The organism is Paenibacillus sp. MMS18-CY102 (assembly GCF_009789195.1).
Lineage (GTDB): Bacteria > Bacillota > Bacilli > Paenibacillales > Paenibacillaceae > Paenibacillus_T.
Map to the genome: position 1 here is coordinate 1 of NZ_WSTC01000047.1, position 13,494 is coordinate 13,494.

Below are 13,494 nucleotides of genomic sequence, written 5' to 3' on the forward strand. Positions count from 1 at the left end.
TTAAATATGGTTTAAACATGGAACCGAATATTTCGCTTCCCGAGCATCCTATTGCCATTTTTACAGAATCCCATCATTCTTCAAAGACGAGGTCCATCATGTGTGCGTTATTCTTTTCACAGAAAAAGCACCCCCTTCGTTTTCATCGGTTAAAACACTAGAGTGTTTTTCCAATATCCACTATAGGGGGTGCACTTCATTTGAGGTTGGGCTTCAACTTTCAAGTAAATGTGGTCCGATATACAATTTCTTAATAAGCTTTCCTAATAAGCAAGACGCAGTACTCCACAAACATCGAGACAGTAAATATATTGATCTCGGATATTCACAATTAGGTTTAGGTGTTCCGAATTATTTGTCAACACGGTATGTTGACACTACGCACTCCACATGCACCGTATGTGGGAACATGTGGAGGGGGATTCTGTATGGGTTGGTTAAAACCCTTGATATATAAGAGTTTTAACCATAGCGTGTTGTTCGTTTTTTTGCGTTTGATTGCTTGTTGACGATGTTCGTCAACAAGCCGTCAACAGGAAATAAAAACTGACACTGCGTAGCTCAAATTTTATAGTAACTAATGAAATCTAATACTATTGCTTCAGCTAACTTTTCAACTCTTTTTTCCGAGGTGGTACTAAAGGTTCTTACTTCCGATACAACTTTAAAGGGTTTAATTAATCCTGCACGCATCTCAATTAGTTTTACCTGAACAAGGTATTCCACTGATTGTCTGTGGGTTGAAGCAACACCAGTAAATAGTTGATCTGTAGGAAGCAGGTAGGATAACAATATTAGATCATCAATTTGTTCTATATCCTCACCAATTCGCTCCTCAAACCTTTTCCTAAAAGTACCAGAAGATCCTATGTGTGCTCTGAATCTACCGATCGTTCCTCGTCTATCATTAGTTTCCCCAACATATATGGCTCTATAAGCTTTTGATAATATTATATAAATATATGCTCTATCCCGACCATTGAAAATACTTGAAACTTCAGTTACAATCATGATTTTATCCCTAAACTAAAGAATACTATCCTTATTTAGCGGTGGAAGTTTATTTTCCTTTGATCTAACGAAAGCCGCCAAGTATTCCGAAACAATTCTCCTAAACTCTATGATTGTTTCTTCTGTATTTAATCCCTCAAAGACATTGGATGTCCTCGCCTTAACTTCTGCTAGAGCAAAATTGTAGAGTAGCAAGTCATATATTACTTGCAAATCCGTATTAGGACTATTATCCTCAAAAACTACCTTTGAGAAACGGTGTTTCTTATTTATTCGTACACAATGACCCTGTTCAGCGTCAAAATAAGGTTCCCACAATAAATTATCGTCAACCGAATTTACCCTAAATATCTTCTCTACTTTGGGGTTATTTGTCCCCTTTAGTGTTGCATTTATATCCTCATCTGATAATTCCTCTTCACTTACATCCCGTCCTTCATTCTCACTTTTTTCTTCAGCCGCCATTTGCTTTATTTTCTTTTTCATATCATCAGCAAGTTCTTGCCTCTTCTTCTCCTCTGTTTGCTCTTCTTCCTCACTTAAGATTGGCTCACTAGACAAATCTGGAATTTCATAATCTAATACAAGTTGGTTAGATGTTGCGCTGGGTTCTGACCCTTCCTTTTGCTTTAATAACTCGTTAGCATGTTTCCAGGCCTTTTTACTTTTCCGTTTATAATCATCACTTAAGTCACTAATTGTTTTTTGAGCCTCATCAGAGAGAATTATTGATGACTTTTTTACATCAATATTAAAAGCATTATCTGCTGAGTCGTCAATGATGATTCTCCCCCTAAAAGAGTAATAATCCTGATCAAGAGGAATTATCCCAAAACGTTCCGCCCAAGAAATCAATCTTTTATTTCTATAAACATAGAAACCATAATTATTTGCCTCGATTTTGTATTTCTGTCTTATCTTTGAATCTTCGGGTTTAAACGCAGGTGGATAAGGTAATTGAGTAACCTCAATTGTTCCATGAACTCTATTGTCTGGATCTAATAGTATTGGTTCTTTTGGTTTCTTGATCCACTTAACATTTAAACCATCCCAATTATCCTCATCTAAATTTCCACCACTTACTTCATCACTTGCTTCTTGTGTAAATAACACATCATAAGGTTCAATTTTAGTAACTGAAGCTCCATTCACAATGGATATTTCCAAGCCATTTTCTTTTATGAAGTAATAATATATAACGCCTAATTTATATTCCAATTCATCAAGTGTCGCTTTAACACTAGGGTGATTTTCGAGTCTAATATCGCTAATTCTTATTATTGTCCCTTGGTCATTATTAGTGTAATTCTTTACTAAGTCGATATCTTCAGCACTAAGTTTGGCTTTTGTTGAAAAGTATTTACCTTTCTCCTTTATCTCTTTTAAGGAAACAATAAACTTATTGAATTTATCGGCACCATTTGAGGAGATTACTTCTAAAACATTTCCCTGCGAGAAAGCTGCTGACTTTAAACCCAGCCCAAACTTTGACAGGGAATTTGTATCATAATTGGTATCGGGCGACCCTAATTTAAGTGCGTCTAGTATCTCTTGCTCTGACATTCCTATCCCATCATCGACAATAATATATTCTTTAACATTATTTTTTCTAGCATCACGGCTGGCCGGGTTGATTTTATTAATAATAATTCGAATGTTCTTTGCCCTAGCTCTAACCGAGTTATCTAATATATCACCTAATGCCGCAGGGGGAGTATATCCAATTCTCCCTAGTCCAAATAATGTTCTATACGGATCCCAGTCTAATTCATATACTTCATTTGTCATATTGTGTTCGCTCCTAACTTCTCAGCTATTTGTATTATACTTTCACCTGATACAAAGGGAACTTGACCATAGATCAGTCCAGACTCCCCTTGCAGCCTTGCAGCCAAATGTCCCTTGCCGAGTAGTTTCTCTGCACCTTTCTCACCAAGGGAAATTTCTGAAGTCCCGACGCTCTCAACCCTAAGAATTAATCGGTTACCTAAATTATCCCTTAACTGAACTGGTAAAACATTAGCGTCTGGACGCTGTGCTGCGAAGATCAAGTGAATTCCTGCCGCGCGTGCCTTTACCCCAAGCCTCTGAACAATGGAGGAAACCGCACTCTTATATTCATCGACAAGCATCCATTCTGCGAATTCATCGTGAATTAAGAATATAAGAGGAAGCTTTTCACTGTCGGAAACCTTAGCGTTAAAATCTTTCAAGTTATTAACTTTGAGCTCCTTAAACTTTTGGTACCTATCATTCATCTCAACAACGAGGTCCTCAAGTATCTGTGTTGCTTTATTCTGGTCATCGACAATACCTTCAACAAGGTGTGGAAGTTCAGCAAGATGCATATAGTCGACACCGTATTTAGGATCAATTAAATAAATGTGCGCTAAATCTTTTCTATTTGTTACGCAGATATCAAGGATTAGATTTTGCAACAAGACGGATTTACCACTTCCGGTTGCACCCGCGATAAGAGTGTGTGGAGCGTGCTGAGCTCCGCTTTCAAACTCTCCCCCTAAATTTAAGTAAAGCAGTTCCCCATCGATTTCTTTAACACCAATTACAAAACTCATGTTCAACCCGGATGCATTGGTTTGAACCTTCCTTGCCTTCCATACATCCGCTAACGATATGCTTTGCCTATGTGGGCGGGCCAAGGAAACAACAATCTCTCCAGGTTGGGCCATAATGTTTATTACATCAAGGGCATGTGTTGTAAGAAGAATTGATCTCCTCTTCTCGATATCATCAACCTTTAACTGATCCGATCCCTTTAGCCTTATGACAACAGCATTTGGCGTCAATCGATGTCCAACCACTTTAGCTTGTAAGTTATAGCTGATTAAAGCCATTCTAAGTTTATTTACCGTTTCATTAACCCACGATTGATCCTCATTGGTTTCTTCCATACTTTGAGCATTCTGTAATATCCATGTTGCTAACTGAATATTCGCCCAAGGAATTTTACTGATCATTTCCACAACGTGTCCATTTTTATCTGAGTCTACAGATCCCGTTACTTCCCCCTCGCTCACGAAATCGCTTTCTCGTGTATCCTCTGGAGCTTCATCAGTCTCAAAGTTAACCTGGGTTTGATCCTCATCGGTATTATCACAGACTTTACTCTGCGCCGCGGCAACTCCATTATTACTAGCAGCAACAAAATTGACTCTTGGAGCGGGCAATTTAGCGTCGCTAAACTCCCATGGTTTACTATCGTCAAGCTTCTCCCTGATTTCGATGACGGAGATCCCCTGATGATAGGCCAAGACTAATTCTCTCACAAGATCTCTAGTAAACACTTCTTGATAGGAGTTCTTAGCATTGGTGATAGAATTTCTTTCACTATCTAAAGCTGTGTCAGGTAACGTTGACATAAATACATGGGAGTAACCCTTGATTTCAATGGGAATTTCTCCTGTCCGAATACCCTCCCTCAACTCTTCAACAGTAAACGGAGAATTCGGAGCTAATTCAATACCTTCATTTAACATATCACTTAATCTAGATAGCCATAAATCACGGTCAAGACGTCCTGGATCGCCAAAAAGTGCATTATCCATTCTCGAGACGGTATCGCGCAACTGCTTGGAAGAATTTTTCCTCGCTTCAGATACGCCCTTAGCATCAACATACTTTGCTTCAGAAACAAATACTTGTAGATGCGGCTTATTTCCAATGATTTTAGGTGCAAGCGCTAAAATATCTGCGATCTGCTCCTCTTTTTGTCCAAGCCAACTTGCATAATCATCAAGGAAAAACCAACCTACAGCCTGCTCTGTTCCCATCTCGGATTGAAGAATCATCTTGCTTAATACGACACCTAATAATTCACCCGCAAACACACCTCGTTTTGCAGCACGAAGAACGATGTCGCCTGATATTGCATTTGCATCCTCAATAAACCGCTCCGTGAGTTGTAATAATTCCGCCTCAGTTAACCCTAGACCCAGAGCATCCAATCTTCTTTTTACGAGTACGTTTAAGAGGTTTAATTGTGATTTTGATGATACAATAACGTTTGAGCCATGAGATTTATTGTGCTGGTACTTAATTACCTTCACCCCAAGGTTCCTGAGCTGTCTTCGTTCTAGTAATTGATCATAGTTGACTACCCATTCGCCGAGCTTGTGAGCTTCATCAAAAATGGACTTCACCTTGTCATTCTGGAACGAAATTTGCCTTGCCGGTAGAAAAAATGTCCCTGGGATAACATCTTTCCCCTTTACTACTGAATAAACCGACGATAAATAGGACCATCCAACTGAAGATTGGCTTGGGCATGCCAAGTACACCGTAGATTTAAGTTCATCCTTCACTGTAGATCTTCTTTTTGCCCACCGTGGAGGATAATGATTAAGTAATTCTGGCATCTGCCTCACCTGAACTTCATCCCATTCAAGATTGGCTTGGCGCGAAATAACATCTTGCAAGAATACGATATCAGCTAGCTTTCCCTCTTTGGGGTCTAATGCAGTAGCCTCATGTGCCATGACTCCTACACGGAGACGTGCCATAAAATCACGGGTTACCTCACTCGCAACAAAGGAATCGGCATCACTATCCGTACTTTCTATCATTTTCATATATAATTCATTTAATTTATTTGTATCCCGATGCCTCAAAATCACTTGACAGCGGACTTCATCTTCAACTTCATGCATTGCAGCTAGCGAATTTACGATTGTCTCCGGAAGTCTTGTGGAGTCACAGTTGTACAAGACTAAGCTTAGATTCGTCTTTTCGTGCGGTTGAAGATCCAAGTAACGTTCAACTAGGCTAAGAAGTTTATTACTAGCTTCTTTTGGATCTTCATTCGTCTGCATTTCTTCTTCAGTACGTATTGGGCTTTCCATTAAGGTATAATCATTCTTAGCATCTGTAATCGAAAGGAGAACCGGTTCATGACCCCTATACCCTATTGCAACTTCAGGATAATACGGACTTACTATTTCTTCTTTTAGATCCGTAAAGAACAAGCGTGGGTCGCCAAAGTCTACTTGGTCCGATGTTAGTACATAATTTAGTAAACCAATGACTTGCCGCGCCTTAACGGTCTTTGCCGCCATTCGCATCGGGTGCCATGGAGCCACAATGGTCATTGGCTTGTTTTTATCTCCATCCACCCTTATATTCCCGATTTCCATAACAGGCTGCACGATATGAATTCGATTCATATCGCCCAAAGCATGCTCTTGTAAGGATCGTAAGAACTTATCGTACAGCTCGCTCTGTTCAATCATTGAATCAGAACTAATACCATCCATTAGCCAATCATTTATAGACTGTTTATATTTTGTTGAAAAATGACCCCACGATTCTTTAAGAGCTTCATAATCGCTCTGTGTAAGTCTGGTTTCTTCGAGCAACTTCATCAGGTTATTTAAGATTGTTTTTTGCAAATCGGTTGTTTTTGCATATACACCGACCAGGGAACCCCTATCCTGTCCGAATACTGCTTGAATTGTACCGACATCGCTCAATGATAACCCCTGCAGCTTACCTTTTTTGCTAACGGGATTTTGTGAAACAGTAGAATACGAGAAGGAGTGATCAGCAAGTCTCCTTAAATCATCGTGGAGCTCAAGCCCAATCTCTTGCGGGTTAACTTGCCATACTAGTTTCACTTCATTTTTTTGCTTTGATCCCTGCAAGTCAAGGTAACTAAGCTCTATGTAGAATGCGATTTGAATAGCCGCTTTTGCCGTTGAGGTGTTCTTTTTGTAGCCTTTCTTCTGTTTGGCCTCTGATACTAACTCATCGTATTTAAACAAATGATACGTTTCCCAATTTACTTGCCAGTTGGTTAACTTCTCAAGCCCCCTGTAAGCAGTGCAAAACGTCATACCTATATCTTCATTAAGGTCCAACCAAGCTTTTTTACTCGTTGTCTTCTGTGTCCGGATTCTTAGAGTCTTCCCCCCAATAAAACTATCGCATTGAGCAAAGAGGCGCTCAGTTGCCTCTAATAAACCAACTAAAAAATCAGTACATTCAATCGCCTTTCCATAAACGAAACGATCCCATTCTGCTTTTAATGCCTTGTCTGTCTCCAAGTTTTGACGGTGCTTATCGTAAAATTCCTTGTCTTCCTCTGTAGCTTCCTTTGCTTTTTTCTTTTGAAAGAGTTGGTTTAAATTATTAAGATAAAGAATCTCCGCATCCGTTAAAGTATCTGGAAACTCATCATCATATAATTGCCGAGTTTTTTCTGCCAGATTTACCTTCATTGGCTTCAATTCAAAAAACAGAAGATTGACTTTATCCGTCTCCCATTCTAACTCCGAAAGGTTCTCCGCTGCGGTGGACCAGTTCACATTGGATTCAATGAACAATTCCATAATTGGCTGAACAGACGGATCGATTTGGCTTTTCACCTTTTCGTAAGAAGCCTGAATCTCACTGTTCTCGATGATTTGACGATTCGGATGTTGCTTATATAGATAGCAAGCTCTTTTGTTATATGCATCTGTAAAGAGCTTCTTCCACCTACTAGCATGACCTAAAGCATTTTCTGGAATTGCATCAAAGTAATAAGAATCACGTGGAATGCGAAGTGCAGATAATGCCCAACCAAGCGCCCTAACAACAGGAATGCCATTCTCCGCAATTGTTTCACGTACTTTTACAGTAAACTCACTAAATTCCTCCAGGCTGCATTCATTTGCCTCTTGCAAACCTTTCAATGCTTGTTGCCAATGCTTTTTTTGCTCATCGCTTAGAGGGAGGTCGTTACTTGCCACTTGAACCCATATATCCGGGTTACTCTTGAGATCACCTGCGCCAACCCTTGTTATATCTCTTAGCGATTGCCCTTGGTCATCGTTCGTGTTCGCTAATAGGATAGCGGGCTTATCGCAAGAAGCATTTCTCCAATAGGTTGTCTTCTCGTCAGTAACCATTTCAGGAAGCAAACCACTGCCTTCAACTAATTTCCGAGGGACTTTTATGGCCATAGTCGAGACCAACTGCATATCTCTGCTTATCGTTTTACATATATTGGTGACCTGATCTCCGGTAAGGCGATCCAATAAGAAACGCGCAATTCCCTCTTCAGATTGGCTATTTTGTAGTTGCCGGCGAAGATATTCAGTCGCTACCTTTCCAATTAACTCTAGTTGGTTCATGGTAATTCTTCCTCCTGAATCCCAAAGGGATTTTCTACATATGCGCATGCATCAGATAGTCTGCGTAGTAACCCCATACTTGCCAATCGTTGCTCAAGTCGTCTTGCATTGTCAGAAAACGCTTCTAAATCTGCTCTTCCAGCCTCCGTCAATTCAAGAGCCTGCTTATCGCCAATGATAAAACCATATTTTTCATACAGTTTATCTAAGAAGTCTTGGAATTCCATTCTCTTCGGAACAACGCACAGTACCAAAGATTTCAAAAGCATATCTTGGGGAGCATAACGTAGTCTTCGTGCGCCTCTTCTTGACGAGAGTCCTATTTCTTTTCCCCAGACACCGTGAAATTTATCGACGTGTTGCTTGTGTCTATTAATCGCTGCATAAACAAACATATTAATTAGATCATCGGGTGAATTCGCTGATTCTACCTCACTCTCTTTGTTATCTTTCGGCCAAGCATATTCATTTTTCAGTAAAGTGATTGCCTCATGTATGTCCGTAACTTGATTCCAAGACTCTGTTTCGACAACCTGTCTGATATATGCCTCTACAGCTCTCCGAGACATATTGTTGTGCTCAATGAAAGAATCAGAAGATAGTTCTCTAATGATTGTTTTCTTCGGAGAAACAATCTCTAAGATAAATGTTAGTTTGTTAGTATCACCTAAGACGGTCTTCGCCCTATTTAAACTGTACATTATCAAATGAAGTCCGGTTATGTTTACAAGGTGCGGAATCGCGTCGTAATTCGGAATATTGCTTTCTAACAAACTTAACCAATCATCCGCGAGTAATTCATAGTCAGCCAATTTTGGATAAGGCAAATAAACTCCTGTTCGAAGAGGAGATGAACTCACCACGTCTTTCGGTTCTAGCGCTGCAACTAATCGATTAAACTTATTTGATGGGTTTAAGACGCTTTTCTGTAGGTTTGCGAGTATTTGAACCCCTTTGCTGCTTCTCATCAACATTAAATACAACAGCTCACCAGTTCTACCAAAAAATCTTCGATCATTCGTGAAGCCATTAACTTTTACATTAAGGTCTTCATACAAACAGTCCGGACCGTATGGAAAAATAAATTGTGAGCTCCACCGTTTGTTGTTCTCACCCTCTATTGTTGTTTCCCGAAGAAACTGAATCACTGATGCGAAATCCACAAAGTTTGAGAACCTTTTCTCTAGGTATTTGAAATCGGCGTTAACGATGCCGGCTTGTCCCTTTCCCATAACTTCGTACCACTGTAACCAGGCTTCTTTATCATCATATCTATACTTACTTGATATTAGAGTTAATTGAGGGTTATTAAACAAGATGTTCCGTAAGTAGAGTCTTGATTTGGGTGAATACGCCAATCTGTTTGGTTCGGATTCAACAAATGCTCGACCAGACTCAAGTTCAGATTGAAGGACATTTAAAAATTCCATAAAACAAAGCCATGGGGTTTGTTCATCATATAATCTGTGGCCCCAAATCGCCTCATCTACCCACATATCTGCGTCAATCTTTGTCGGGCGCGGAAGTCTTTCATTATTCATCGTAGTTAACCTCCACGATTCTGTCGTCAATCAAGCCGTCTTGATTTAGTCGAATGATTCTGAAAGATAAATCACTTTCATCATCCGAATCTTCTTCATCTATTCTACGGCGCTCCTCTAGTCTTTTAAGAAGCTTGCTTTTAAAACCCAGGATATCTTCATAACACTCCCTGGAAAAACTCCCCGGCAATGCACCCTCGGCAACCCGCGAAAGAAACTCATAGCGAACCAACTGGAGCGGTAGTTCAACTGTAGCAACAGAAGATGATAACCTCACTTCTATCACGAGCTTGCCATTTGCATTCATTCGGATCTGCATGCTTTCCCCGCGTTTTTTCGGTACCGAAATACTTTCTTCATAAATTCTACTTACCTTCGCTTGGGAATGGCTTCCAGACGTAGCCAAAATCAATTCATCATTGTTCTTTGCTAACAGACCTGTAAAAATTCGATTTAACCCCTGGGAGATCCTCGAAGTTATTTGCGTAGTTACTTTGCCGTCTTTAGCCTCTCTGTAAACATCAGACAAAAACTCCCCAGCGTATTGGAAGGTTGTAAGATGCCAAAGTTTAAGGTCATTCTCTTTTTCTCTAGGGATTACAAAAAACAACCTTTGCCTTTGGGATCGAAGAGATTCTAAAAAGTTTTCACCGCTATCTAATACGCCTTCTAGGTATTCTTTTTGATTAGCACGAAAGGTCTGGTCGGCACCGTAGTATGTGTCGTTTAGCACAAGATCTTCGTAGTAAGGCAGAAGTTCAGGGTCGTCCTCACCAAAGATTAAGATGTTATCGATCGTATTACTTGTCTCGTAACCAATACCAAACTTTCCGAGTGTAGCAAATACATCAGTAGATTCGCGACGTCTTTCTGTAAGATTCTCACCCAAAATATTTCGGTAAACACTTGCAAGAGATATTTTATTTTCCTCAACTATTTTGGCAGCATCAGAACACGACATAAGTCGATCCTTGGCCTCCGGATGACCAAGAAGCATGTTTGACACTAAGAGGAGTAGTTGTCTTATAGGAAGGTGCACACCATTTAACTCACATAACTCCAAAAGATCAGTGACTCGCGATCGAATCAGCTGTTCGTCTATATTCCCTTCGAGACGATTACGGTTCTCCCATATAGGACAGATCTTGCCCGTTTGATCGTTTTCTCTCAAAGAACACTGATTACAATCATTCCATCCGGGATGTTGCAGTACGACATCCACAATCTGGGGAAAGAGTCTCGCCGCGCTTATTTGACTTAGATTATATAGTCTTAGATTGAACCCGACTTTTTCTTTGTTTTCAGTAACCAACAAATCTTCTACACACTGTTTTACTAATACAGTTTGCGGGTCTGTACCAAGATGCTTCCAAGCTTCAATCAGCTGCCCATCGTTTGCTGCCACTAAAAACACGTTGCTATCACTTGGATTAAGGACCGAGTTAACAAACTGATTCAAAATACCTCTTTCCTCATCCTTCAACTCACTTAAGTCTTTGATAACATATAGTTTCTTAGAATTCGGCAAATCTAATTCCTTCACCTTATCGTCATTCTGCCATATCTGTAGCGAGCCCTTTAATGCTAACCAAACCTCTCTGCAGTTATATGTCTTCCCATCCCCAGCCGTACCGGTTAGTATTACAGACTTAGGATTAGAGGAGTTATAATTCTCAATAAGTTCATTTAAATAAACTGAATCAACGATTATTGGCTTAATATTTTTCCTCTTTATGATTCTATGAATCGCTTCATCGTACATATTATCATTACGCGGAATTGGTCCATATTGTCGAAGAAATCCTACCCACTCCGATTGAACTATAGTCATTATGTACTACCACCTTATTCGGGAAATGGTTCTTATGTTTCATTCGACGCTTTCCAGCAAATCCCCTGTTAAACACCGAAATCACAAAATAACATTCATTCACATAATCGTTTAAGATTAAGAACTAAATGGGAATACCTCTTAACCACTAATTCATCATAAGCTACTGTTCTGCATCTAGGATCAGGAATACTGCACTCTACTACATGGAAATGAATACCCATAGAAGATGTTTTTATTTTTACGTACACTGGAACGATTGGTATCTCCAGCGGAACATTTTCCGCTATTCCAAGTATAGGGTAAAGTAACTTATGTTTTGCCAAGGACCTATGAATTGAATCACTTTTAGCCTCAACGATAAATAGTGTATCAATATTGTTGCGTTTTTCGATAAACATAGCATCTATTTCAACTTGTCCTTTACTATGTATAAACTCATCACTAATCGAGCTATGTGGCCTAAATTTAAAGGTAAATGTCGAAGAGCAACTCGTTGGTGGAAAAATAGGTTTAACTTGATCGACCCCCAGTGCAAAGCTAATTAATCCCGAAGAAAATCCGATATTAACATAAGAGTTTTCGGTTAATGAAGGTAATAAAGAAAACACCTTTAATTGAACAACGTTATCCTCAGGAACATATTCAGTCAACTCCGTTTCAAAGATAGAATCATCTATCAGAAAAAAGTCCTTTAGTTTCCCTTTGACTTTAACCAACGCAAATTGAGTTCCTTTACTCCCTGGAGCTTGACCTAATCTCATTATCATCGCTGAATTATCTTTAGCTGATTGATGAAGTTTTTCATATGAATCTATTGAGATTGCCTCAGGTGTTGCACTGATATTTGGAATATTGTTATCCCTCAAATAATTTAAGAATGAATAAGGGCCAAATACTGCATTATCCATATTCTTCATATGCAACAATGCAGGTTCAAACATTTCACTTAACCCTAACTGCTTTGGTGAACTCATTAGTTCCTCCGTATAATCCGAAGTGTCATCTGTATAAGATTTCTATATTAAAATCAATACCCCTTTAGTTAGTACAATCCCACAAAAAAAATCGTCGAGGGTATCGACGATTTTATCTACTATTCTATGAAAATGAACAAACACACGGAATATCTGCGTCTGCTTTAAACAAGTATTTCTCGAATCCTTCGATTTCCATGACCTCACGGAACTGCTTCATTGTGTATGATCCACCGTTTTTCTTTAAAATCGATACATCCTTTTGCAAACTAGCTCTGAACCGCTCTTCCATCTCTTCTTGTTCACTATATCTATCAGGCCAAAGCGCATATAATAGTGCATAATGCTGATACCCTCCACGCACACATCTTCCAGCACAATTAGCATGCGAAAAGCCTATAACACCATGTTGTAATGCAATCTTAGCATTCTCATTATTCTCTTTTAATGCCAGTTGTTCAGCGATATTATACATTCTGGGGAGCTCAATGCCCCATTCATCTCGAATGATTCCTTTTGCGTCAAGATCTTCTCTGAATAAATCGATCAACGGAAATCGTGTTTCAATGGGCTCTAACGGAAAATGAGCATAAAATTCTTTTAGATTATCCGCACGGTGCTTCTCGTGTGGTCCAATCCCAAAGTATAGAATTGGCTCTAAATTCATTTGATTTCTTAGTTCATCTTCTAAGAAAATGATTGTCTGTCTTACTTTAAGTTCCTCAGAGCATTTTGCCAGTCGTGCATTACCCAAAAAACGTTCATCATGGAAAACTTCTTCTGGAGTTCTTCCATCAAGCCGCTCTGTAATCTCTACACCGATATGTTTAGAGACTTCATCCATAAATCTATAATTGTCTTCATCTTCCCATAATGTATTTGTAAAAAACAAAATACAATTTTCTTTACCATATGTTTGTACCATATGGTAAGCGACATAAGCACTGCCAGCTCCACCACTAAACATTGCTACATGCACAACTTTTTTTTCTTCGATGCCCATA

General features: G+C 39.4%; 7 protein-coding genes. All 7 read right to left on the reverse strand.

Annotation, left to right across the window (positions count from 1 at the left end; all coding sequences use genetic code 11):
- Window positions 1-561 precede the first annotated feature (561 nt).
- Window positions 562-1,011, reverse strand: a complete 450-nt coding sequence (locus GON22_RS23600) for a hypothetical protein (RefSeq protein WP_160398551.1) — start codon at window positions 1,009-1,011, stop codon at window positions 562-564.
- A gap of 15 nt (window positions 1,012-1,026) precedes the next feature.
- Window positions 1,027-2,799 (reverse strand): ATP-binding protein, encoded by a 1,773-nt coding sequence (locus tag GON22_RS23605; protein ID WP_160398552.1) that lies wholly within the window; start codon window positions 2,797-2,799, stop codon window positions 1,027-1,029.
- A complete protein-coding gene (locus tag GON22_RS23610) occupies window positions 2,796-8,141 on the reverse strand; it encodes an FtsK/SpoIIIE domain-containing protein (protein ID WP_160398553.1) in 5,346 nt (1,781 codons plus the stop codon). Before GON22_RS23610 ends, GON22_RS23605 begins: the two co-directional genes overlap by 4 nt.
- Window positions 8,138-9,682: a hypothetical protein gene (locus GON22_RS23615; RefSeq protein WP_160398554.1), complete on the reverse strand. Its 1,545-nt coding sequence runs from the start codon at window positions 9,680-9,682 to the stop codon at window positions 8,138-8,140. Before GON22_RS23615 ends, GON22_RS23610 begins: the two co-directional genes overlap by 4 nt.
- Window positions 9,675-11,513 carry a hypothetical protein gene (locus tag GON22_RS23620; protein WP_160398555.1) on the reverse strand — a complete coding sequence of 613 codons (1,839 nt, stop codon included), beginning with the start codon at window positions 11,511-11,513 and terminating at the stop codon, window positions 9,675-9,677. Before GON22_RS23620 ends, GON22_RS23615 begins: the two co-directional genes overlap by 8 nt.
- 95 nt (window positions 11,514-11,608) lie before the next feature.
- Window positions 11,609-12,490, reverse strand: a complete 882-nt coding sequence (locus tag GON22_RS23625) for a DUF6997 domain-containing protein (RefSeq protein ID WP_160398556.1) — start codon at window positions 12,488-12,490, stop codon at window positions 11,609-11,611.
- 124 nt (window positions 12,491-12,614) lie between these two features.
- A complete protein-coding gene (locus tag GON22_RS23630) occupies window positions 12,615-13,493 on the reverse strand; it encodes a phosphoadenosine phosphosulfate reductase domain-containing protein (RefSeq protein WP_160398557.1) in 879 nt (292 codons plus the stop codon).
- Window position 13,494 lies beyond the last annotated feature (1 nt).